We start from the raw sequence: 24730 nt of genomic DNA, 5'->3' as shown, positions 1-24730 counted from the left end.
ATCAATTTCCTGCTTGAATTGCACTAATTAGCACTGTATTTACGATATCTTCTACGCTCGCACCTCTACTTAAGTCATTTACTGGTTTTTTTAGTCCTTGCAAAATCGGTCCCATTGCAATGCTTCCTGTTAGTCTTTGAACTGCTTTATAGGTGATATTTCCTGAGTTTAGATCTGGAAAGACAAAGGTATTTGTTTTGCCTGCTACTTTTGAATTTGGCATTTTTTTCTTCGCTACTTTTTCATCAATTGCAGCATCAAATTGAAGTGGTCCATCAACATTTTCGCCCAAACTCTCTTTTGCTAAATTTAAAGCCTCTTTTACTTTATCAACACTTTTTCCCTTGCCACTTTCACCAGTTGAGTAGCTAAGAAGTGCGATTTTAGGCTCAATACCAAAAGATTTTGCTGTAGATGATAAAGATATGGCAATATCACAAAGCTCTTTAGCAGTTGGCTCAGGCACCACAGCGCAATCCCCAAAAACTAAAACCTCATCTTCTAAACACATTAAAAAGGCCCCACTAACTGTTGAAATTCCCTCTTTTGTCTTAATAAGTTGTAAAGCAGGGCGGATAGTATCAGCCGTAGTTCCAACAGCACCACTTATCATAGCATCAGCTTTTCCGACTAAAACAAGCATTGTTGCAAAGTAGTTTTTATCAAGCATAATTTTTTTTGCATCTTCTAAATTTATGCCTTTATGTTTTCTAATCTCATAAAATTCATTTACAAACTCATCTAAAAGTTCACTTTTTAAAGGATTGATAATCGTTGCTTTTGAGAGGTTTAACTTTAAATTTTTTGCTTTTTTATTTATCTCATCAGGCTCACCTAGTAAAATGACATTTACAGCCTCTTTTTTAAGCAAAATATCAGATGCTTTTAAAATTCTCTCATCTTCGCTTTCGGGTAAAACTACGGTTTTTAAATTTGATTTCGCTTTTTTATAAAGTTCGTATTCAAATTTAATTGGAGTCTTAAAATTTGTTTTTGTATTTTCTAACTCATCAAAGAAAATTTGTGGCTTTACCTCTAAAATACTAGTTGAAACAAATTTATTACTTCCATTAAAATAAATTTTATCAGCTACACTATAAGAAAAATCCAAAGTGCTTTTAAGCTCATCAAATTTTGCTTCATCAGCATCTAAATATTCTGTTAAAATAGGCAAATTAAGATCTTTTGCTAGATTAGCATTAAATTTATTCTTATCGCCTATTATGATAACAAAGTCATTTTTTTCTAAAATCTCCTCATATTTTTTTATTGTTTTTAATCTTAGTTCTTTTTGATTTGAAAAATAACTTTGAAAATCATCTTTGCAAAAACAGCTTATTGAAGATATATGCTCATTATAAAGCGGAGAAAAAATAGCTATTTTTTTAAATTTAGTACTAAAAATTTCTTTTATAAATGATAGGGTTTTAAACTCACTTTTGTTTACATTATCACTACTTAAAATAAATAGTCCATTTTTCATAAAAACTCCTTTTGATTGTTATTTCTGTATATTGTAGTTATAATTTTATAAAAAGCATATAAATTTAGCTAAATTTAGTCTAAAAACTTATAAAATTTAACTAAGTTTATCATTTTAAATTAATATTGTTTTGATACAATATTGCATTTTATTTTAAAGGTAAAAACAAAATGTCAAAGCTTACTGGTTCACAAATGATAATGCAAGCACTAAAAAACGAAGGCGTAAAAGTAGTTTTTGGATATCCAGGAGGGGCAGCATTAAATATATTTGATGCAACTTATGATGAGAAAGATTTTGAGCTTATTTTAACTAGACATGAGCAAGCTGCAGCCCACGCAGCCGATGGATATGCAAGAGTAACTGGAAAAGTTGGAGTTTGCATAGTAACAAGTGGTCCTGGATTTACAAATACAATAACAGGACTTGCAACTGCATATATGGATTCAATACCACTTGTATTAATAAGTGGCCAAGTAGCTAATTCACTCATTGGAACAGATGCTTTTCAAGAAATTGATGCTGTTGGAATTTCAAGACCATGTGTTAAACATAATTATTTAGTAAAAACCATTGAAGAGCTTCCAAGAGTATTAAAAGAGGCTTTTTATATTGCAAGAAGTGGCAGACCTGGTCCAGTTCACATTGACATCCCAAAAGATATAAGTGCTGCTCTTGGTGAGTTTTGCTATCCAGAAGAAATTTCAATGAAAACATATAAACCAACCTATAAAGGAAATCAAAGACAGATTAAAAAAGCTGTAAATTTAATATCAAAATCAAAAAAACCTCTTTTATACTTAGGTGGTGGAGTAATTAGTTCAAATGCAACAAATGAGATTAGAAAACTATCAGAAATTTCAAAAATTCCTGCAGTTGAAACACTAATGGCACTTGGAGTTTTAAGAAGTGATGATGAATTAAATCTTGGAATGGTCGGAATGCATGGCAAATATGCTGCAAATATGGCTATGAGTGAAGCTGATTTGATATTTTGCATTGGCGCAAGATTTGATGATAGAGTAACTGGAAAATTAAGCGAGTTTGCAAAAAATGCAAAAATTATTCATATCGACATAGATCCAAGTTCAATTTCTAAGATTATAAATGCTGATTATCCAATAGTTGGTGATATAAAAAATGTGCTTGAGGATTTAATACCATTATTAAAAAATGAGGTCGATTCTGACTCTTTTAAAGAGTGGAGAAACATCTTAAAAACTTATGATAAGATTCACCCTCTTAAATTTAATGATAGCGATGAAGTTTTAAAACCTCAATGGGTGATAGAAGAAACTGCTAAAATTATAGATGATGAAAAAGCTATTATAGTAACTGATGTTGGGCAGCATCAAATGTGGGTGGCTCAATACTATCCTTTTAAAAACCCAAGAACGCTTTTAACAAGTGGAGGTTTAGGAACCATGGGATATGGTCTTCCAGCAGCTCTTGGAGCAGCGATGGCAAATAAAAATGGTGTTGTAGTAAATTTTAATGGAGATGGTGGAGTATTGATGAATTTACAAGAATTTCAAACTATTTGTGAAAACAAACTTCCTATCATAAATATAGTGTTAAATAATAAATTTTTAGGAATGGTAAGACAGTGGCAAAGTCTTTTTTACAAAGAAAGGTTTGCTTCAACTGACATTAGCAATCAGCCTGATTTTGTGAAATTAATTGAAAGTTTTGGCGGAAAAGGTTTTGTTGCAAATACAAAAGATGAGTTTAGAAACGCTCTTAAAGAAGCTATTAAAAGCAAAAAGACAGCTTTGATTGATGCAAGAATAGATAGATTTGAAAATGTTGTTCCTATGGTTCCAGCTGGTGGTGCGTTATATAATATGATACTTAAATAAGGTTTTAAAATGAATGAAAAAAGAAGATTAATTTCAGTTATAGTATTAAACGAGCACGGTGTTTTATCAAGGATAGTAGGTCTTTTTTCTGGTCGTGGATATAACATAGACAGCTTAACTGTTGCTCCTGTTCCAAATACGGAATTTTCAAGAGTTAGTATCGTAACAAGTGGTGATGGTAAAGCGTTTGAGCAAATAGTTAAACAACTTTATAAATTAATTCCTATTTACAAAGTTATAGAAGAAGGGGAATTTGTAGAAAAGGAAATGGCATTAGTTAAAATTTCGCTTTTAGAAAATCTTTCAGGACTTGATGCAGTTTTAAAATCATATAATGGAAGCGTTGCAAATAGTGATGATGAAATTTTAATAGTTATGGCGTGTGATGACTCACTTAGGATAGATAGTTTTGTAAAAACTATGAAAAAATATAACCCGATTGATATAGTAAGAAGTGGTTCAGTTATAATGGAGATGTAAAATGTTACTTAGTAGAATTTGTGAAATATTAAATATTGAGTTTAGTGGTGATGATTTTGACATAAAGGCTATAAATTCACTTGATTTGGCTTTAGAAAATGAGCTTAGTTATTGTGATGGAGTAAAAAATATCAAATTTCTAGAACACACTAAAGCAGGAGCTGTTTTAGTAAGTGAAAAAATGTTAAATCATGTTCCAGAGCATATTAGAGTTTTAGTTTGCCAAAACCCACATCTTAGTTTTGCTATTTTAAGTAAATATTTTAAAAAAGAATTAATTAGGCATGGTAATGTAGCAAATATCGATAAAACAGCTACAATAATGAAAAATGCTTATGTTGGGTTTGACTCATCAATATATGAAAATACTTTAATAATGCCTGGAGCTTATATTGGTGATAATGTAAAGATAGGTAAAAATTGCATTATTTATCCAAATGTTGTTATTTATAATGACACAATTATAGGAAATAATTGCATAATTCATGCAAATAGCGTTGTTGGAAGTGATGGTTTTGGATATGCTCATACAAAAGATGGAAAGCATGTAAAAATTCATCACAATGGAAATGTGATAATAGAAGATGATGTTGAAATAGGGGCTGGAACTACAATAGATAGAGGTGTTTTTAAGCCAACTATTATAAAATCTGGTACAAAAATAGATAACCTTGTTCAAGTAGGACATAATTGCGAGCTTGGAAATAACTGCTTAATAGTTTCACAAACAGGAATATCTGGTTCAACGATACTTGGCAGAAATGTTGTAATGGGTGGACAAAGTGGCTCTGCTGGACATGTAAAAGTTGGAGATTTTGCTCAAATAGCAGCAAGAGGTGGGGTTAGTAAAAATTTAGAAGGCTTTAAACAATATGCTGGCCATCCAATATATGAGTTAAAAGAGTGGCTAAAAATAAATGCTAAAATCCACCGATTTTTTAAAAAAGAGAGTTAAAAGTTCACTCTCTTTGCTTACTTTTAATGATTTAAATATTTTTAATTTAGTTTAAAAATATACATATTGCATGAGTTTTTAACTTTTGGAACGAAATTTCTTAAAATAAAACCTAAAATTCCCCATCTATTTTTATACATATCAAACATTACACCTTTTTTAATAAATTTAAGCCTGTCATCAAATTCTAAAATTTCATCTTCGCTATCAATTCCAAATTTAAACTTTGCATTTTTTATAAATTTCATGGCATCATGGCGGCTTTGAGGGAAATTTGCAGCAAATTTATTTAAAAAATCAGCCATTAAAACACCATGAAATCTATCAAGTAAATTTTTAAAAAACTCTTTTAATTTAGGTTTTTCAAAATACATTGTAACGCCTTCTAATACAAAGATAAATTTAGCATTTTTATGCTTACTAACAAGCTCATCCATCCAAGTAGTTTCAAACATTGATGATGTTATATAAAAGTTATTTTTAGCTTTTTTTACCAGTTTTTCACGTAAATTTATAACATCACACAAGTCAAGGTCGTAAAAAATAGCGTTTGAAATTTTACTTTCAAGTCTTAAAGGGCGCGTATCAAGCCCAGCTCCAACTTGAATGATGACTAAATCATTATTCTCGCTTTTATCTTCATTTGCTATTTTTAAAATTTCATCATCAAAAAATTTAGCTCTAATTACTGTTCCAACACGGCTCAATTTACTTTTATCGAATTTAGAAAAATCATAGTCTAGGTGTTTAACAATTTCACCTGAAAACTCATCTTTTAAAATAGGTTTTTTAACTAAATTTTCAAGACTTCTAAAATATAAATTTATAAGTAAAGTCTCACTAACTCCATCGCTAAATTTTATCTTTTCCATATTTTCTCCTTTTTATAAAAATCAATATCATTATTATAACTTATATTTATTAAATTTTTTAGGAATTTTTATATAAAATTTCAGCTTTTAATTAATATTTTTAAAAGGATGAAAATTGATTTTCAATGATTTTGTGTGGCTAAATAAAGAAATTTTGAATTAATATATAAATCACGAATTTAATATGCATATATCAGCTTCAAAGCTTGATGAAATGATTTTTTATCAAGGTATAAATTTAAAGTAAAATTAGCAGTTAAATTTTAGCTACTTTTTCTTTTAAAAAATTGCATTGCAAATATAAAAGAGGCTATGCCTATTAAAAACATAGGTATTAAGTACTTCAAACTATCAATAAAACTTATATCTTTTAAAAATATACTTCTCAAAAATAGCAAGTAATATTTTAAAGTTACTAAATTTGTAAAAGGCTCAAGCCAATTTGGCATATTTTCAACAGGAGTTGCAAAACCTGATAATAAAAATGAAGGTAGTAAAAATACAAAAGTATAAAGTATTGCTTGTTGTTGTGTTTTTGATATTGATGAGACAAAAAGACCAATACCACAAACGCTAAATAAAAATACTATTACACCAAGATACAAAAGCCATAAATCTCCAACCAATGGTATATGAAAACCAAAAAATGCAATTAAAAGTATAATAGTAGCATTAAAAATACTTATAATTATCGCAGGAATAAGTTTTCCAAGCATTATTTGAAATGGCGAAAGAGGAGATACTAAAATTTGATCAAAAGTACCAAGTTCTCTTTCTCTGGCTATTGACATAGCAGTTAGTGCAAAAGCTGATATTAGGCTAACTGAGCCAAAGACACTTGGCAAAATCCACCAATAATTATTTAAATTTGGATTATATAAATTTCTAATTTCAAGATTATTGTTTTTATTTGTCATTGATAGGATATAGCTTTCTGCTATTTGAGCTGAATTTGAGCGGCGTCCATCAGATATTACCTGTATATTATTATCTTTAATGCCAAAATTTGGTGGAAAAACAACTATAGAAATAGCCTTCTTTAACTCTAATAGTTTATTTGCTTCTTCATAACTTTTAACCATATAGATATTTCTAATATATTTTGAGCCTTCAAATTTATATAAGATTTCTTTTGTTTGTTTGCTATTGCTTTGATTAAAAATAGCTAAGTCTATATTTTTAATGTCTAAATTTATTGAAAAAGAAAAAATTAAAAGCTGAATTAGTGGAGCTAAAAAAACAATAATTGAGTTTTGCTTATCTTTAATTATGGATAAAAACTCTTTTTTAATAAGTGCAAGAAGTCTCAATCTAAGCTCCTTTTTAGTTTAAATTTCACAAGTATAAAAAATAATATTCCAACACTAGTCATCCCAATAATATCAAATATAAATATCTTATATACATCTCCTACTAAAAATATTGTTTGAAGTGAGCTAACAAAATATCTTGCATGAATTAAATATGAAAAATACTGAAGCAATTCAGGCATATTATTTATTTCAAAAATAGCTCCTGAAATTAAAAAAGCAGGTAAAAAACCAGCTATTATAGCAGCTTGAGCGGATACAAATTGACTTTTGGTTAAAGATGAAATAAAAAGACCCATAGTCAAAGATGGAAAAAGATATACGATACTCATTATTATAAGTATTAAAATACTACCTCTAAAAGGAACGTTATACCAAAAAAATGCAACTAAAAAGCACATTAACATGGAGCCTAAAGCTAAAAATAGATATGGAATAAGTTTTGCAATTATTATTTCATTCATACTAATTGGCGTTGCTAAAAGAGCCTCCATCGTGCCTCTTTCCCACTCTCTTGTTATTACTAAAGCGGTTAAAAGTGTGCTTATTAGTGTCATTATAACTGCAATTGAACCTGGTATTATAAAATATCTACTTGAAATTTCTGAGTTGAATCTCATTTGAGTTTGCAAGTTTATAGGGCTTGTTTTTTCTAATTTATTTGTTATTTTGTTTTGAATTTCCCAATTTTTTATGATTTGGCTTGAGTATTTTGCTATAAGTCCTGCTGTATTTGGCTCACTGCCATCTAATAAAAGTTGAATTTTGTGTGTTTTATAAAAATCATCTTCTATTATTAAAAGTGCTTTTATATCATTTTTTTTAATTCTTTGTATGAATTCTTCTTTATTACTTCCAATTTCGGTATTAAAAAATTTTGAGGCCATAAAATTTGATATTAAATCCTTTGTGAGATTTGAATGAGAAACTATACCAAATTTAATATTTTTTGAATCAAGCGAAACAGCATACCCCATTAAAAAAAGCAAAATTAATGGTAAGATAAAAGCAATTAAAATAGAACTTGGATCTCTAAAAACTTGTAAAGTTTCTTTATAGGCAATTGCTTTAATATTTTTAATCTTCATAATCTTTTACAAGCTTTATAAAAGCTTCCTCCATTGTTGCATTGTTTTTAATATCACTTTTTATTTTACTAGGTGATCCAGTTTTTATATCTTTGCCTTTATAAATTATCATTATTTTATCGCAAAGCTCGGCTTCATCCATTAAATGAGTTGTTACCATAACACTTACTCCATTTTTTGAAAGAGTATTTATATGAGTCCAAAACTCACGCCTTGTTACACTATCAACTCCACTAGTAGGCTCATCTAAGAATAATACTGATGGTTCATGCATTATCGCACAAGCTAAACTAAGGCGTTGTTTTATACCAAGTGGAAGTTCTAAAACAGTTGATTTAAGATATTTTTTAAATTCAAAAGTTTCTATCATTTTCTCAATTTTTTCTTTTTTTTGCTTTCCTTTTAAACCATAAATTCCCGCAAAAAAATCTAAATTATCAGTTAGATTTAAATTTTGATAAAGAGAAAATTTTTGTGCCATGTAGCCTATTTTTTGTTTAGTTTCTTGAGCTTTTTCATATAAATCTTGACCTAAAACTAATGCTTTTCCACTAGTTGGTTTTAAAAGCCCACAAAGCATTTTAAAAGTAGTTGATTTACCAGCTCCATTTGGCCCCAAAAGCCCAAAAATTTCTCCACTATTTACACTAAAATTTATATTATTTGTAGCTGTAAAATCACCAAATTTCTTAGTTAGATTTATGGCTTGTATAACTGGCTTATCGCTTTTAAAAATATCTGTTTTTAAAGATGAAATTTTTATATTTTTTGGGTTTAATAGATCTAAAAAAAGATCTTCAAAACTTGGTTCTATAGTTTTAGCATTTTTTGGAATTTCAAATTTAGCATTTTTTCTAATACTAAATTTTATATCATCCCCTAAAATAGAAGCATCCAATATATTTGGGTTTGATTTTAGAGTATCAAGATATGTTTTTTTGTCATCAATATTTATTAAAAATACTCTATTTTTAAGTATTTTTTTAGCGTTTTGTGGATTTTCATGAAGTAAAATTTCACCTTCGTTTAGCATTATGACTTCATCGCATAAATTTGCCTCATCTTGGTATGATGTTGCCCAAATTACAGTAATACCATCTTTTTGGAGTTCTTTTGTCATATTCCAAAGCTCTTTTCTAGCTATCGGATCAACCCCAACTCCGGGCTCATCTAATAAAAGAAGTTTTGGCTTTCTTATTAGAGCACAAGAAAGTGCAAGCTTTTGTTTCATTCCACCACTTAAATTTTTAGCAAATCTATTTTTAAATGGAGCTAGTTTTGTAAATTCTAAAAGTTCATTTATTCTATCATTTTGGTTTTGAATATCTTGCAAAGTAGCATAAAGCTTTAGGTTTTCATAGCAGCTTAGCTCTTCGTATAGTCCAAAATTTTGAGGCATATATCCAATGCTTGATAAAAATTCTTGACTTGAGTTTGGCATTTTAAAGCCAAGTACTTCAAGGTTTCCAGAAGTTGGTTTCATAAGACCAACAAGAAGTCTTAAAAGTGTTGTTTTTCCAGCTCCATCAGGTCCTACCAAGCCTGTTATGAGACCACTTTTTGCTTCAAAGCTTATATTGTTAATTGCAATTGTATTTTTAAATTTCTTTTCTAAATTAACAGCTTTTATCATTTTAGTTTTATGTGTACTGGCATTCCCTGTTTTAGCTTATCATCACTTTTATCAATATCTACTTTAAATCTATAGACCAAATCGGCTCTTAGTTTTATAGTTTGAACATTTTTTGGTGTAAATTCAGCAACATTTGAAATAAAGCTAATATGGCCTTTATATGGCTCATCTTTAATATCTGAATACACTAAAACTTTATCTCCAATTTTAATTTTTCCCATGTATGGCTCATCTATATAGGCTCTAACAAAAAAATTATCTTTTTTCGATATTTCAAAAACGGGTTCGCCCGGGTTTGCAATTTCACCAATTTCTTTAAATTTAGTCTGTATAATGCCATCAATTGGTGAAGTCAATGAATAGTTTTGTATATCTAATTTAATTTTTTCGGCATTTATTTTAAGTGAGTTTATAAGTTCGATTTGTGATGCAATATCTTCTTTTTCATAACCATTTTTTAGCTTTTCATATTCTGCTTTTGCAAGATCAAAATTTGCTTCAAGACTTTCTAGGTTTGATTTAGCTTTTGTATAGGCATCTTGTGATGTTGCTTTTAGTTTTATGAGTTTTGCTTGTCTATTAAAACTTATCCTTGCTTCATTTAAACTTGCTTTTGAGATATCTAAATTTGCCTTTGCTTTAGCTATATCTTCTTGTCTAAAACCTTTTTCAAGCTTAGAAAGTTTTATTTCATTTAATGAAATTTGAGATTTTAGTTCATCTAATTTATTTAAAAGATAGCTTTTATCAAGTTCTGCAAGCTTATCTCCAGCCTTAACTAAATTCCCTTCATCTTTATAAATTTCTGAAATTTCACCTAAAAATCTAAATGAAAGTGTTGAGGTTTGCGAGTCAATATTTCCATAAAAGACAAGCTCATTGTTTTTAAGCAAATTTTGTTTTTGAAAAAAGAAATATCCAATAATGATAAAACCAATAATAAGTAAAATAGTAACAGCTTTTTTCATATTATAAACCTAACATTAAGATGTGGTAATAATACCATAAAATCGCTAACTATTAAATTTAATTTATGATATATTTTTTAAAGAGCTAAAACTATGCTTTTTAAAATTTATATTTGCAAAATTGGTATTTATTAAAAATTTTAAACATTTTTTTAAAAGCTTAATGTGGTAAAAAGAGCCACAATTAAAGTAACTCTTTTTTAATTATTTTAAAGTTGGAGTTTATAAACTCTCTTTTATCTCGATAGTTTTTATCTTATCACCAACTCTTATGCTATCAACTACTTTTAAACTCTCTTCATCAATGGCTTTTCCAAAAACTGTATGCACACCATCAAGATGAGGTTGAGCCGAGTGACAGACAAAAAACTGACTTCCGCCAGTATCGCGTCCAGCATGAGCCATAGAAAGACTTCCTCTTTCGTGTTTGTGAGTTTGGTTATCGCATTCGCACTTGATCCTATATCCTGGACCTCCAGTTCCGGTGCCAAAAGGACAACCACCCTGAATAACAAAATTTGGTATAACTCTGTGAAAATTTAGCCCATCATAAAAGCCACTTTTTGCTAAGCTTGCAAAATTCATTACAGTTTGTGGTGTTTCATCTGGATAAAGTTCACATTTAATATCGCCTTTTTCAGTTTTAATCAGAGCAAATTTATATTTTGCTAACTCATCTTTATCTATATCAAAAACTTTTAATTTTTCCATTTTTATCCTTTATTTTATTACGCTATATTTGTATAAACCTCTTGTACATCGTCATCTTCTTCGAGTTTGTCTATCAAAACTTCTATCTCTTCAAGTTCATCGTCGCTAAATTCTTGTTTATTGTTTGCAATATATTTTAAGCTTCCGTTTATTATTTCAAGACCAAGTTTTTCTATACCATTGTTTAGCTCTCCAAAGCTTTCATATTCACCATAAATTATTAAAGTTGTCTCGCCACCATCTTCTTCATCTTCATTTACAATCATCTCAGTCATTCCATAATCAATCAAATCAAGCTCAACGCTTTCTAAATCTCTTTTTGGCATTTTTACTTCAAAAACTGATTTTCTTGAAAACATGTATGATAAGCTACCATTTGGTAAAAATTCTCCACCATTTTTTCCAAAGATTGATTTTATGTTTGCAACTGTTCTTGTTGTGTTTTCAGTAGCACACTCTACTATTATAAGACATCCATGTGGTCCTTTGCCATCATAATGGATAGTTTGGATATTAGGACTATCTTTTTCACTAGCTCTTTTTATGGCTGCATCGATATTGTTTTTAGGCATATTTTGTGCTTTTGCAGCAGCGATTGCAGTTCTTAGCTTTGGATTCATATCAGGATCTGGTCCGCCTTCTTTTGCGGCTATTGTTATAGATCTTCCAAGTTTTGGAAAAATTCTACTCATTTTACCCCATCTTGCTTCTTTTGCGGCTCTTCTGTACTCAAACGCTCTTCCCATAAATAAATCCTTTTTAAAATTTAAAGCTGTAATTATACCATACAAAAACTTAAAATTTCGTTGATTTTAACATATAAAAATGTTAAAAAACAATTTAATAACAAGTATTATAATTGCTTAATTAAAATCTTATTTAAAAAGGATATTTCTATGAAAAAATTTGAGGTAAAAAACATAAAGTGCCAAAACTGTGCAAATACTATTAAAAACTACTTTGAAGATGAGTTTGGCAAGGTTGATGTAGATGTTGAAAAAGGCATTGTTTCATTAAATTTAGATGATGATAAAATAAAATATTTTTGCGATGAGATGAATGATTTAGGTTTTGAGGTGCTCAAGGAGATAAAGTAATGTCTCAAATTTTTAAACTAAATATTATAGGAATGACTTGTGTAAACTGCTCAAACGCAGTTGAAAAAGTTACTAAAAAAATACCTGGTGTTAAAAATGCTAATGTAAGCTTTACAGCAAACTCAGGCGAATTTGAGATAGAAAATGACGATATTAAAGACAAAATAATACAAAAGATAGAAAAATTAGGATATGAAATAGCAACAAATTATGAAGAACTTGCACTAAAAAAACAAAATGCATTAAAGCGTATGAAAAATACTCTTTTATTATCAATTTTTTTAACTATTATTATTATGATTTTACACATGGGATTAAAACATAGCTTTTTAAACTCATTAATGCAATTTATTTTAACAACAGTAGTTGTATTTTACTGCGGAAGACATTTTTTTATACATGCTTTTAAAGCTTTAAAAAATAGAAATTTTGATATGAATGTTTTGGTTTCTTTGGGTGTTTTTTCGGCATATTTTTACTCAACTTTTGCGTTTTTATTTCCAAGTTTAATCCCAAGCAAGCTTAATTATGTCTATTTTGAATCAGCCGCAATGATAATAACCTTTATTAGTTTAGGTAAATTTTTAGAAGAAAACTCAAAAGCAAAAGCAGATGATTATATAAAATCACTTTTAAATTTAACACCAAAAATGGCAGTTTTACTAAAAGAAGATGGCACAACTGATGAAGTCTTAGCTACAACTTTAAATATAGGCGATGTGGTACTAGTAAAAAATGGAATGACAATTCCAAGAGATGGGGTTATAGTAGATGGCGGTGCAGAGATTGATACATCTATTTTAACAGGGGAGAGTTTGCCAATTTATAAAAAAGTAGGTGATAGCGTAAATGCTGGGTCTTTAAATACAAATGGTGTAATAAGCATTAAAATAACTACACAAAATCACGAAACCTTGCTTTTTCGAATGACAAAACTATTAAGTGAAGCAAGTGCAAAGAAAATGCCTATTTCAAGGTTTGCTGATAGAATAGCAAATATTTTTGTTCCTATTGTTATTTTAATATCATTAGTTACTTTTTTAGTTTGGTTTTTACTTGGAAATTTAGGATATGCAGTAGTTTGTGCAATTTCTGTTTTAGTTATCTCATGTCCATGTGCTTTAGGGCTTGCTACTCCAATAGCTATAGTTTGTTCTATTTCAAATTTAGCAAAAAAAGGTGTTTTGGTTAAAAATCCAGAAGTTTTAGAAATTTTAAAAGATACAAAAAATGTTATTTTTGATAAAACAGGAACTTTAACCTCTGGAAAAATAGAAGTCTATAAAACAAATTTAAGCGATGAAATTTTTAGCAAAGTAGCTTCATTAGAGGTTTTAAACGAGCATTTAATAGCAAAAGCAATAATTAAATACGCAAAAGAAAATGATATTAAATTTGATAAATTTAATGGTAAATTTGAAAATTTAGTTGGAAATGGTTTAAAAACTGATAATTTAATTATTGGAAATGAAAATTTGCTTTTAGAAAATGACATTAAATTTGAAAAAAAAGAATTTGAATATTTCTTAGATAAAGGTTTTGGGGTAGTATTAGTTGCAGTTGATGGTAAATATAAAGGCTACATTGCTTTAAATGATAGGGTTAAATCTCACTCAAAAGAGATAATAGATAAGCTAAATAACGCATCAATTAATACAATAATGCTAACAGGTGATAACCAAAAAGTAGCAGATTTTGTAGCTTCAAATTTAAAAATAAAAGAAGTATTTAGCCAAATTTTACCAGAACAAAAGTTTGAAATCGTTAAAAAACAAAAAGAAAATGGTGTTACTGTTTTCATAGGAGATGGTGTAAATGACGCACTTTCTTTAAAAGAAGCAAATTGTGGTGTTGCTATGAATAGTGGAAGCGATATAGCTAAAAGTTCTGGTGATATTTTAATTATAAATAATGATTTAAATGGAATTTTAAAACTTATTAAGACTTCAGATAAAACTATGAATATTATAAAACAAAATCTTTTTTGGGCATTTTTTTACAATGCATTATGTATCCCACTAGCAGCTGGAGTTTTTGCTAGTTTTGGACTTTTGCTAAGTCCAGCTTACGCAGCACTTGCTATGAGTTTTAGCTCAGTTAGTGTTGTATTAAATTCTCTTAGATTAAAGCTTTGGTAAAAACCAAAGCTTTTTTATTTAGCCAAAAACTTTATAAATATCATCTACTAAGAAATACTTTTTATCGATTGTTCCTTTGTAGTGAATTTTAAAAGTCTCATCATAAGCTTTTGTAAAGAAATTCTCTTTACTTAATTTTACGATAGCGTCATTTACTGCATTTAAAAGAGATGAGTTGCCTTTTTTTATGCCACAAGCTATATAATCAGGTTTACCAACGGCTTTATTTGTAATAACAAAACCATTATCAATAACGGTTATGTTTGCTAAGGCAAAGACGGTGTGAAAGTATCCATCAGCTTCATTATTTTTAAGTTTTGTCAAGCAATCATATAAATTCTCACATTTTACAATTTTAACATCTTTAATTTTTGATTTATTATATTTTAGATATTCATCTGAAGTAGTACCTGGTATAACTAATAGTTTTTTACCATCAAAGCTTGAAAGTTTATTAAGTGATGAATTTTTTGGAGCTAAAATTCCCATAAAATCAAGTAAATAAGGCAGTGAAAAATCAACTGCTTTTTTTCTCTCATCTGTCATTGTAAAGTTTGCGACCATTATATCAATTTTATCATTCTTAAGCATTGGAATTCTATCTGTTGTTTCTACCCCAACTATTTTAACTATACCTTTACTGTTGTTTAAAATTTTATTTCCTATAGCTTTTGCAAGCTCAACCTCAAAACCTGTAAATTCACCATCTTTTATTTGACTAAATGGTGGTAATTCAGTCCTAACACCTATTATAATTTCGTTGGATTTTTTAATCTCATCTAAGTTTCTAGCAAGCAAAGCACAAAATCCAAACAAAATAATAAAAAATATCTTTTTCATAACACACCCTTTCTTAAAAAAATCTAAAACGAAGTATATAACATAAATAGTAAATATTAAGTAAATTTAATAAAATTGTTTAAATGCTTATAATATATAAAATTTATAAATATTTCTCTATTTTTAAAAGATTTTCTTTTATATTAATTCCGCCTGTATATCCGCCAATTCCACTATTTGATACAACTCTATGGCAAGGAACTATGATAGGAATTTTATTTTTAGAGTTTGCATTTCCAACTGCGCGATAAGCTTTTGGATGATTTATAGACTCAGCGATTTCTTTATATGTTTTAACCTCTCCATAAGGGATTTTTAAAAGTGCGTTATATACATTTTTTTCAAACTTGGTTCCAGTTATATTTAACTTAACGCTAAAACTTTTAAGATCTCCTTTAAAATATCTGCTTAACTCATCTATACAAAGTTTTAAATTCTCATTATTTGTTGGCAAATTTTTATAAAAATCAACAAATTTTATTTCACTTATCCCATTTTCATCACCATAAATTTCTAAATTTATAAAACCGGCCTTAAAATATACTTTTTGCACTTTTATCCTCAAAAATTTATTTATGACTATATTACATTAAATTTGCTACAATTACAAAAAAATATGGAAAATTAATTTTTAAAAAGGATAAATATGGATTTTTTAACCAAATATAAAAAACATACCGATGAAAGAAGTGCTCTTGGTGTTCCGCCACTTGCTTTAAATGTAGAAGAGATAAAAGATTTAATTAATTCTTTAAAAAATGGTGATAAAAATCAAGATAAATTAATACAAATTTTAAAAAATAGAGTAAATCCTGGTGTTGATGAAGCGGCTAAGATAAAAGCTGAATTTTTAAATGAAATTATAAATCATGATTTAAAAATTGATGGAATTACCAAATTTGATGCAATTAATATACTTGAGACCATGCTTGGTGGATATAATGTTGTTGTTTTAATAAAATGCTTGAAATCTAGTGATGAAAATATAGCAAAAGCCGCAGCTAAAGCATTAGAAAATATCATATTTTTACATGATTATTTTAATGATATTGTGGATTTAGCAAAGCATGGCAATGTATTTGCTAAAAGCGTAATTGAGTCTTATGCAAATGCTAAATGGTTTTTAAAAAAATCTGAAATTCCTAAAAAAATTGAAGCTATTGTTTTTAAAGTTCCTGGTGAGACAAATACAGATGATTTAAGTCCAGCAAGTGAAGCTTTTACAAGAAGTGATATCCCGCTTCATGCAAATACAATGCTTGTAAGAAGACTTCCTGGAAGTATTGAAAAAATAAATGAATTAAAAAAAATTGGTAAAGATATCGCCTATGTTGGAGATGTTGTAGGAACTGGAAGTAGCAGAAAAAGTGGTATAAACTCTCTTCAATGGCATATTGGAAAAGATATTAATGCCGTGCCTAATAAAAAAACAGGTGGGATTATTATCGGTTCAACAATAGCTCCAATTTTTTATAATACCGCCCAAGACAGTGGTGCAATGCCAATAGTGACTGATGTAACTAGCTTAGAAACAGGTGATGAGATAGAAATTTATCCATACGATGGAGAGATAAAAAAAGATGGAAAAGTTGTCGCTAAATTTAGCTTAAGTCCAAATACTATTTTTGATGAGGTCAGAGCAGGTGGAAGAATACCACTGATTATTTATAAAGGACTTTGTGAAAAATCACGTGAGTTTTTAAATATGCCAAAAGAAGATATTTTTATAAAACACATTCAACCAAAATCAAATAAATTTGGTCAAACTTTGGCTCAAAAAATATTAGCAAAAGCCTGTAATTTAGAAAGTGTTGTTCCTGGAATGTATATAGAACCAACCACTCTAACAATTGGAAGTCAAGACACTACAGGACCTATGACAAAAGATGAGATAAAAGAACTTGCGAGTTTGGGTTTTGGGGCTGATTTTGTTCTTCAAAGTTTTTGTCATACAGCTGCTTATCCAAAGCCAAGTGATGCACTAACTCATAAAACTTTGCCTAAATTTATGAGTAGTCGAGGTGGAGTAGCACTAAAACCAGGTGATGGGGTAATTCATTCATGGCTTAATAGAATGGTTTTACCAGATAGTGTTGGCACAGGAGCTGACTCACACACGAGATTTCCAATTGGAATTAGCTTTCCAGCTGGAAGTGGGCTTGTTGCGTTTGCAGCAGTTACTGGAAAAATGCCTTTAAATGTCCCTGAGTCAGTTTTGGTTAAATTTAAAGGAAAATTAAAGCCAGGAATTACTTTAAGAGATTTAGTAAATTCCATACCTTATGCAGCCATTAAAAAAGGAAAACTAACCGTTCCAAAGAAAAATAAGATAAATGTTTTTGCTGGTAAAATCATAGAAATAGAAGGACTTGAAAACTTAAAAGTCGAACAAGCTTTTGAATTAAGTGATGCAAGTGCTGAAAGAAGTGCGGCAGCTTGCGTTGTAAATTTAAATGTTAAACCAGTTGTAGAATACGTAAAATCAAATATTAGCTTAATTGATGCGATGGTTGAAGCTGATTATGAGAGTAAATCTACGCTTTTAAGACGCAAAGAAAAAATGCTTAAATGGCTTGAAAATCCAACTCTTTTAAGGGCGGACGCGGACGCAAAATACTCTGAAATTATTGAAATTGATTTAGATGAGATAAATGAGCCGATTTTGGCTTGTCCAAATGACCCTGATGATGTGGCAACGCTAAGTGAAATTTTAAGTGATGAAAATAGACCTCACAATATAGATGAAGTTTTTGTAGGAAGTTGTATGACAAATATCGGTCATTACAGAGCTTTGGGCGAGGTTTTAAAAGGTGAGGGGCAAATTCCAACTAGACTTTGGGTTGTGCCACCAACAAAAATGGATGAAAAAACTCTAAAAGAAGAGGGTTACTACTCACTTTACGCAGCAGCTGGGGCAAGGACTGAAATTCCAGGATGTAGCCTTTGCATGGGGAATCAAGCAAGGGTAAAAGATGGTGCGATTGTCTTTTCAACATCAACAAGAAATTTTGACAACAGAATGGGAATGGGAGCAAAAGTCTATCTTGGAAGTGCTGAGTTAGCCGCGGTTTGTGCTATTTTAGGAAGACTTCCAACAAAAGATGAGTATTTACAAAAAGTTGAAAAAATCAAATATAAAAAAGATGAAATTTATAAATATCTAAATTTTAATGAAATAGAAAATTTTAAACTTTAAAGTGACTTTTTACCTAAATTTCATTTAAATTTAGGTAAAATAACTTATCTTAAATTTGGAGTTTTTATGAAAAAATTTTTAGTTTTAGCTTTTTTTTGTGCTTTTTTGAGTGCAAACATTTGCGAAGAGATCGAAAAAAATCCTAGTGAGTTTTTTTTAAATTCTTCAAATAAAGATAAATTTTTAAAAGATGAAGATTGCTTTTATATGGCTAAATCTTTAGAACCATTAAGAGAAGTAAGTGCCAAAATTAGAGGGCTTGATATAGATTGTGATGGAAGAGAAGCTATTAGCTTTTGGCAAGATTTTCAGTTTGATATCTACAAAGCTTTAATCGCACCTGAAATTTATAAAACAACTTTAAAAGATGCAAACTCAAGCGATTTAGAAGTAAATCAAAATAGACAATATTTTCAAATTTGGGCTTTGCAAAGTTTTGATAATAAAGAAAAATTTGATCTTTTTAACTCGCTTTATCAAGTTGCAGTTCCGATGCTTGTGGATTATTATAAAAAAAATTACGATGAAGGAAGTGCGATATTTTATGCCTCACGCGTGGCAAATGAGTATCTAAAAGCAGCTGTTGGAAGTCATAAAAATTACCAAATTGATGCATTAAACAAAGCTTTATTAAATAGCAAATTTGATATAAATTTATTAATAAATTATCTTTATACTTACAAACCATCGGGGAATGAACTAACTAATGCTTTAAAAACTGCTATTTTATTGGATAAAGATACACAATTTATACAAACTTTAATAAAATGGGGCGCAAATTTAAACACTGGACATGAAAACAGCCTTTTTTACGCTCTTAAAAATATGGAAATTTTTAAAATTTTGGTTAAAAATGGTGCTAAAATAGGCTATAAAAACAGCTTTGGAAAAACTTTACTTTTTTATGCTTGTGAGTTAAATGATGAAAATTTAGTTAAGTTTTTAGTTAAAAGTGGAGCAAACATAAATTCAAAAATCATCTCAAACTATGAAAAAACAGCACTTAGTTCAAGTGGAACTTTACCATTTAGCCTTTGTGCTTTAAATCACACTTCAAAAAGCGTTTTAATGCACGCTGCAAAATATTCAAATTTAAATATCGTTAAATTTTTAGTTCAAAGTGGTGCAAGCATTGATGAAATCGATGATTTAGGCTACAACGTGGCTGATTGGGCAGCTCAAAATAAAGACATAGAAGTTTTAAGATATTTTGAGAGTTTGGGGATTAAACAAACTGATTTTTTAGGAGGATATTATGAATAAAGTTATATTTATCACAGGTGCAACATCAGGTTTTGGAAAGGCTACGGCTTTGAAATTTGCAAAAAATGGCTATGATGTAATACTACTTGGAAGAAGAGAAGAAAGACTAAAAAAACTAAAAGATGATATTTTAAAAATGGGCGTTAAAGCCCACACAATTTGTGCTGATGTTAGAGATAAAGAAGCTATTTTTAAGGCTATTGATAACTTGCCAGATGAGTTTAGAAATATTGAAATTTTAGTAAATAACGCTGGACTTGCTTTGGGGCAGGATAAATTTGGTGATGCAAAAATGGACGATTTAGAAACTATGGTTGATACAAATATAAAGGGCGTTCTATACATCACAAAGGCGGTTTTACCGTTAATCAATAAAGGTGGATATATTTTTAATATCGGTTCAGTTGCTGGAAATTGGAGCTATCAAGGCTCAAATGTTTATGGCGGAACAAAAGCTTTTATAAAGCAGTTTAGTTTGAATTTAAGAAATGATATAAGAGGAAGTGGCATAAGAGTTACAAATATAGAGCCAGGTCTTTGCAAAACTGAATTTAGCCTTGTTAGATTTAAAGGAGATAAACAAAAAGCTGATAAAGTATATGAAAATACCCAGTTTATAACAGCTGATAATATCGCCGAGATTATTTATAGTTGTGCGATTTTACCAAAAAATGTGAATATAAATAGCCTTGAAGTTATGACGACAAATCAAACTTGGGCTGGATTTTTCCACGAAAGAGTTAATTAGTGGGGTTTTGCAAGCATTTAGGTGAGTGTGGAAGTTGTACCTTAAACTTGCCTTATGATGAGCAGATTTCATATAAAAAAGAGTTTATTACTGAGCTTTTTAAGGATGTTTATAGTGGCGAATTTAAATTTTTTTCATCGCCTAAAACTGGTTATAGAATAAGAGCTGAGTTTGGACTTTACCACGAAGGAAATGAGCTTTTTTATACGATGAATGGCTTAAATGAGCGTCATTTAAAGATAAATGAGTGCAAAAAAGTTGACGGTAAAATTTCAAATTTGATGCCTTTACTTTTAAATGAGTTAAAAAATAGTGAAAAGCTTAAATTTAAAGTTTTTGGAGTGGAATTTATCGCCACTAAAAATGATATTTTAGTGATTTTATTATATCATAGAAATATTTTAGAAATTCAAAATGAGTTATCAAATTTAAGTCAAAATTTAGGCGTAAATTTGATAGCAAGAAGTAGGGGCAAAAAGCTTGTTTTTGGAAGTGAAAATTTAAGCGAAAGTTTGTTTATAAATGGGCGTGAGTTTAAATATACTTTTGAAAGTTCTGCATTTATCCAGCCAAATAAAAATGTCAATGAAAAGATGATAACTTGGGCTTTAGATGTGATTGAAAATCCTAAAGATTTATTAGAAATGTATTGTGGTTATGGAAATTTTACAATTCCTTTAAGCTTTAATTTTCGCCAAGTTTTAGCAAATGAAATAAATAAAAACGCTATAAAAAATGCCCTTAAAAACTGCGAGTTAAACGGCGCTTTAAACATTGAGTTTTTGCGAATGGATAGCGATGATTTGATGAGTGCATTTAAGGGCGTTAAATTTAACCGCCTTAAAGATGTGGATTTAAAAGCTTTTGAGATTAGTCATATTTTAGTTGATCCACCACGAGCTGGACTTAGTGGGAAGGTTATAAATTTTATAAAAAATTATGAAAATATCATTTATATTTCGTGCAATCCTCTAACTTTAAGACAAAATTTAAACGAGCTTTGCAAAACTCACAAAGTTGTAAATTTTGCTATATTTGACCAGTTTCCACACACAAAGCACATTGAATGCGGAGTTATGCTTAAAAAGGTAAAGTAGTGAAAAAGGATGAAATTTATAAATTTTTAAAAAATATCGGCGTTAAATTTAAACTCGATAATCACAAAGCAGTTTTTAGTATGGGCGAACTTGACGATGAGAGTTTAAAATATCCAAATAGACAATCTAAAAATCTGTTTTTAAAAGACAGGAAAAAGCAAAATTACTATTTAATAACAGTTTTAGGAGATAAAAGAGTTAATTTAAAAGAATTTAGCGATAAATTTAAAACTAAAAGGCTATCTTTTGCCACACCAGACGAGCTTTTTGAAATTTTAAATTTGACCCCTGGCTCAGTTACTCCTTTTGGAATTTTAAATGATAAAAACAATAAAGTTGAGTGCTTTTTAGATAGCGAATTTATGCTTGAAAATCACATCATCGGCGTCCATCCAAACGATAACACCGCGACAATTTGGCTAAAAACTGATGATTTAGTAAAAATCATAAAAAATCACGGAAATAAAATAAGTGTTGTAAATTTATAATGAGTATAAAAGAAATCTTAATTAACTCTAAAACCATTGCAGTTGTTGGACTAAGCCCTGATGAAAGCAAACCAAGTCATTATGTTAGTAAATTTATGAAGGAAAATGGCTATAAAATTTATCCAATTTATCCAAAATTTGATGAAATTTTAGATGAGAAAGTTTACAGAAATTTAGGCGAAATTAGGGATAAAATAGACATCGTTCTAATGTTTAGAAAAAGCGAATACGCCGAAGTTTTGATAAGTGAAGTAATTAATAAAAATATAAAAACTCTTTGGCTTCAACTTGGCATAAAAAATAAAAAAGCTAAATTCATAGCTCAAAATCACGGCATAAATTTCATAGAAGATAAATGCATAATGCAAGAATTTTTAAAAGAATTTGAAAGAATTAAAAATTTTATAAAGGATAAAAATGGTAAAAAGAAAAAATCAATCCGTTGAGCCAAATATCGAAAATCTTGGAAATGGCTGGCTTAAAAGTTATAAGCTTGATTATAAACTCAAGCAAGAAAGTCTAAATAATGAAATCGATAAAGCCTTAAACGAGTATTACTCTAAAAATGGTGGCGATGGTGGAAATATACCCGATGCAAAGCTTCTTTTACAAGATAAGGAGATGAAATTTTATCCCATTTTGATAGAGTATAAAGGCTACAAAGATAAGTTAATAAAGCTTGATAATTACGGCAATGTCGAAAATAAAACTGCCAAAAATAAGCCAAATTTTAAAAACATCAACTCTTATGCTTTAAATGGAGCTGTGCATTATGCAAATGCTATTTTGCACTATACAAGTTATAGTGAGATTATTGCTATCGGGATGACTGGCTACAAAGATGAATTTGATGAGTTAAAGCACGAAATAGCTGTTTATTATGTCTCAAAGGAAAATTTCGGAATAGGGCAAAAGGTAGGTGAGTTTAGTGACTTTTCATTTCTCAAAAAAGAAAATTTTGACAACTTCATAGAAAAGATAAAAGAGCTTACATTAAGCCAAAGCGAACTTGAAAAGCTTAAAAGTCAAAGAGAAGCTGAAATTAACACAAGTCTTATAAAGCTAAATAATGACATTTATCAAAACGAAAAAGGTTTAGGCGAAAATGATAGAGTTTATCTAGTTGCCGCTTCGATTATGTCGACTTTGGGTGTTGCAGGAAAAGTTAGTCCGCTTGAAAAAGAAGATCTAGAGTCATCAACTGAGCAAGGTAATACCGATGGTGATATAATTCTTAGAAAAATCAATGCTTTTTTAAGCACAAAAAACCTCCCAAAAGATAAAAAAGATCTAATCATTCGAACTCTTGCAAATACGCTTACTACCGAAAATATAAACAAACCTCACAACGGCGAAAGCCAACTTAAAAGAGTTTTTACAAAAATAGTCGATGATTTAGGGATTTATTACAAAATCGGACTTACTACGGATTTTACAGGAAAGCTTTTTAATGAAATGTATTCTTGGCTTGGATTTACACAAGATAAGCTAAACGATGTAGTTCTTACGCCTTCATATATCGCAAAACTTCTAGTAAAACTTGCAAGAGTTGATCGCAACTCTTATGTTTGGGACTTTGCCACAGGAAGTGCAGGGCTTTTGGTAGCGGCTATGAATGAGATGATAAATGACGCAAAAAAACACTTAAAAAGCCCAGATGAGTTTAGACAAAAAGAAGCTAGCATCAAAGCAAATCAACTTTTAGGTCTTGAAGTGCTTTCAAGTATCTATATGCTTGCGATTTTAAATATGATAATGATGGGTGATGGCTCATCAAATATCTTAAATAAAGACTCACTTTTAAATTTCAGTGGAGATTATGGTTTTGGCAATACAAACGAAAAATTTCCTGCTACTGCTTTTGTGCTAAATCCGCCATATTCTGCTAAGGGTTGTGGTATGATTTTTGTGCAAAAAGCCCTTTCGATGATGAAAAGCGGCTACGCAGCTATTATCATACAAAGCTCAGCAGGTAGTGGAAAAGCAGTAGATGAAAACAAAGAAATTTTAAAAAACAACACACTTCTTGCAAGTATCAAAATGCCAATAGATCTTTTTGTCGGCAAATCAAGCGTGCAAACTTACATTTATGTTTTTAAAGTTGGCGAAGCTCATCACAAAGATGAAGTTGTTAAATTTATAGATTTTTCAGATGACGGCTACACAAGGACGAATCGCAAAAAATCAAGCACAAATTTAGTTGATAGCAACAACGCAAAAGGTCGCTACGCCGAGCTTGTAAATTTGGTAAGATTTGGCAAAACAAAGCTTGAAATTTTCACTGAAAAAGAGTATTACGAAGGACATATCGATCCAAACAAAGGCGATGACTGGAATCAAAGTGCGCCTATCGATACAAGACCAAGTTTAGATGACTTTAAAAAAACAGTGGCTGACTATCTTGCTTTTGAAGTTTCAAATTTGCTTAAAAACAAGGACTGCTTGGGAAAATAGCTTCCCCACTTAATGATAAATTAAACGCCGTTAAGTGGGGAGAATTCAGA

At 29.6% G+C, this 24730-nt stretch carries 22 protein-coding genes; 12 read left to right on the top strand and 10 right to left on the bottom strand.

Going from position 1 to position 24730, the window contains the following annotated elements; all coding sequences use genetic code 11:
- Position 1: 1 nt before the first annotated feature.
- Positions 2 to 1483, bottom strand: coding sequence for a phosphate acetyltransferase (pta, locus tag CURT_RS05085; RefSeq protein ID WP_018713164.1), 1482 nt, complete (start codon positions 1481 to 1483; stop codon positions 2 to 4).
- Positions 1484 to 1653: 170 nt separating this feature from the next.
- On the opposite strand from pta, the gene CURT_RS05080 reads away from it, so the two are divergent.
- The 3 genes from CURT_RS05080 to lpxD are packed head-to-tail and all read left to right on the top strand — an operon-like array spanning position 1654 to position 4777.
- Complete coding sequence (locus tag CURT_RS05080) at positions 1654 to 3342, top strand: acetolactate synthase large subunit (protein WP_018713163.1); 1689 nt, start codon at positions 1654 to 1656, stop codon at positions 3340 to 3342.
- 9 nt (positions 3343 to 3351) lie between these two features.
- The gene (ilvN, locus tag CURT_RS05075; protein WP_018713162.1) at positions 3352 to 3822 is read left to right on the top strand and encodes an acetolactate synthase small subunit; all 471 of its coding nucleotides are present in this window, start codon (positions 3352 to 3354) and stop codon (positions 3820 to 3822) included.
- A 1-nt stretch (position 3823) separates the two neighbouring features.
- Positions 3824 to 4777 carry a UDP-3-O-(3-hydroxymyristoyl)glucosamine N-acyltransferase gene (gene lpxD / locus CURT_RS05070; protein ID WP_018713161.1) on the top strand — a complete coding sequence of 318 codons (954 nt, stop codon included), beginning with the start codon at positions 3824 to 3826 and terminating at the stop codon, positions 4775 to 4777.
- Positions 4778 to 4818: 41 nt separating this feature from the next.
- On the opposite strand, the gene CURT_RS05065 is transcribed toward lpxD, so the two are convergent.
- The 7 genes from CURT_RS05065 to CURT_RS05035 form a co-directional block, all read right to left on the bottom strand.
- On the bottom strand, positions 4819 to 5649 hold the full coding sequence (locus CURT_RS05065; protein WP_018713160.1) for a class I SAM-dependent methyltransferase: 831 nt from the start codon (positions 5647 to 5649) through the stop codon (positions 4819 to 4821).
- A 263-nt stretch (positions 5650 to 5912) separates the two neighbouring features.
- On the bottom strand, positions 5913 to 6959 hold the full coding sequence (locus CURT_RS05060; RefSeq protein ID WP_018713159.1) for an ABC transporter permease: 1047 nt from the start codon (positions 6957 to 6959) through the stop codon (positions 5913 to 5915).
- Positions 6956 to 8047 (bottom strand): ABC transporter permease, encoded by a 1092-nt coding sequence (locus CURT_RS05055; RefSeq protein ID WP_018713158.1) that lies wholly within the window; start codon positions 8045 to 8047, stop codon positions 6956 to 6958. The genes CURT_RS05060 and CURT_RS05055 overlap by 4 nt, the downstream gene beginning before the upstream one ends.
- Complete coding sequence (locus CURT_RS05050; RefSeq protein WP_018713157.1) at positions 8037 to 9680, bottom strand: ATP-binding cassette domain-containing protein; 1644 nt, start codon at positions 9678 to 9680, stop codon at positions 8037 to 8039. The genes CURT_RS05055 and CURT_RS05050 overlap by 11 nt, the downstream gene beginning before the upstream one ends.
- Complete coding sequence (locus CURT_RS05045) at positions 9677 to 10648, bottom strand: HlyD family efflux transporter periplasmic adaptor subunit (protein ID WP_018713156.1); 972 nt, start codon at positions 10646 to 10648, stop codon at positions 9677 to 9679. Before CURT_RS05045 ends, CURT_RS05050 begins: the two co-directional genes overlap by 4 nt.
- 222 nt (positions 10649 to 10870) lie before the next feature.
- Positions 10871 to 11359, bottom strand: coding sequence for a peptidylprolyl isomerase (locus CURT_RS05040; protein ID WP_018713155.1), 489 nt, complete (start codon positions 11357 to 11359; stop codon positions 10871 to 10873).
- A 17-nt stretch (positions 11360 to 11376) separates the two neighbouring features.
- Complete coding sequence (locus tag CURT_RS05035; RefSeq protein WP_018713154.1) at positions 11377 to 12105, bottom strand: YebC/PmpR family DNA-binding transcriptional regulator; 729 nt, start codon at positions 12103 to 12105, stop codon at positions 11377 to 11379.
- Positions 12106 to 12255: 150 nt separating this feature from the next.
- Here CURT_RS05035 and CURT_RS05030 point away from each other — a divergent pair, with 150 nt between their 5' ends.
- Positions 12256 to 12456: a heavy-metal-associated domain-containing protein gene (locus CURT_RS05030; protein WP_018713153.1), complete on the top strand. Its 201-nt coding sequence runs from the start codon at positions 12256 to 12258 to the stop codon at positions 12454 to 12456.
- Complete coding sequence (locus tag CURT_RS05025; protein ID WP_018713152.1) at positions 12456 to 14594, top strand: heavy metal translocating P-type ATPase; 2139 nt, start codon at positions 12456 to 12458, stop codon at positions 14592 to 14594. The genes CURT_RS05030 and CURT_RS05025 overlap by 1 nt, the downstream gene beginning before the upstream one ends.
- An 18-nt stretch (positions 14595 to 14612) precedes the next feature.
- Here the strand turns inward: CURT_RS05025 and CURT_RS05020 are convergent, their stop codons facing one another.
- Together CURT_RS05020 and CURT_RS05015 are read right to left on the bottom strand one after the other, a co-directional pair.
- Positions 14613 to 15434, bottom strand: coding sequence for a transporter substrate-binding domain-containing protein (locus tag CURT_RS05020; protein WP_018713151.1), 822 nt, complete (start codon positions 15432 to 15434; stop codon positions 14613 to 14615).
- Between the two features lie 103 nt (positions 15435 to 15537).
- On the bottom strand, positions 15538 to 15987 hold the full coding sequence (locus CURT_RS05015) for a methylated-DNA--[protein]-cysteine S-methyltransferase (RefSeq protein WP_018713150.1): 450 nt from the start codon (positions 15985 to 15987) through the stop codon (positions 15538 to 15540).
- Between the two features lie 93 nt (positions 15988 to 16080).
- Between CURT_RS05015 and CURT_RS05010 the strand changes: the two genes are divergently transcribed.
- The 7 genes from CURT_RS05010 to CURT_RS04980 all read left to right on the top strand — a co-directional run bounded on the left by CURT_RS05010 (position 16081) and on the right by CURT_RS04980 (position 24680).
- Positions 16081 to 18630 carry a bifunctional aconitate hydratase 2/2-methylisocitrate dehydratase gene (locus CURT_RS05010; RefSeq protein WP_018713149.1) on the top strand — a complete coding sequence of 850 codons (2550 nt, stop codon included), beginning with the start codon at positions 16081 to 16083 and terminating at the stop codon, positions 18628 to 18630.
- A 66-nt stretch (positions 18631 to 18696) separates the two neighbouring features.
- Positions 18697 to 19893 (top strand): ankyrin repeat domain-containing protein, encoded by a 1197-nt coding sequence (locus tag CURT_RS05005; protein ID WP_018713148.1) that lies wholly within the window; start codon positions 18697 to 18699, stop codon positions 19891 to 19893.
- Positions 19886 to 20641 (top strand): SDR family NAD(P)-dependent oxidoreductase, encoded by a 756-nt coding sequence (locus CURT_RS05000; protein ID WP_018713147.1) that lies wholly within the window; start codon positions 19886 to 19888, stop codon positions 20639 to 20641. The genes CURT_RS05005 and CURT_RS05000 overlap by 8 nt, the downstream gene beginning before the upstream one ends.
- Positions 20641 to 21738: a tRNA (uridine(54)-C5)-methyltransferase TrmA gene (gene trmA / locus CURT_RS04995; RefSeq protein WP_018713146.1), complete on the top strand. Its 1098-nt coding sequence runs from the start codon at positions 20641 to 20643 to the stop codon at positions 21736 to 21738. The genes CURT_RS05000 and trmA overlap by 1 nt, the downstream gene beginning before the upstream one ends.
- Positions 21738 to 22226, top strand: a complete 489-nt coding sequence (locus tag CURT_RS04990) for a prolyl-tRNA synthetase associated domain-containing protein (protein ID WP_018713145.1) — start codon at positions 21738 to 21740, stop codon at positions 22224 to 22226. The genes trmA and CURT_RS04990 overlap by 1 nt, the downstream gene beginning before the upstream one ends.
- Positions 22226 to 22672, top strand: a complete 447-nt coding sequence (locus CURT_RS04985) for a CoA-binding protein (protein WP_018713144.1) — start codon at positions 22226 to 22228, stop codon at positions 22670 to 22672. Before CURT_RS04990 ends, CURT_RS04985 begins: the two co-directional genes overlap by 1 nt.
- Positions 22644 to 24680 (top strand): HsdM family class I SAM-dependent methyltransferase, encoded by a 2037-nt coding sequence (locus tag CURT_RS04980; protein WP_018713143.1) that lies wholly within the window; start codon positions 22644 to 22646, stop codon positions 24678 to 24680. The genes CURT_RS04985 and CURT_RS04980 overlap by 29 nt, the downstream gene beginning before the upstream one ends.
- The last annotated feature ends 50 nt before the right edge of the window (positions 24681 to 24730 follow it).

Origin of the sequence: Campylobacter ureolyticus, from assembly GCF_013372225.1 — a bacterium.
GTDB lineage: Bacteria > Campylobacterota > Campylobacteria > Campylobacterales > Campylobacteraceae > Campylobacter_B > Campylobacter_B ureolyticus.
This window is presented reverse-complemented; position numbering and strand designations above follow the sequence as displayed.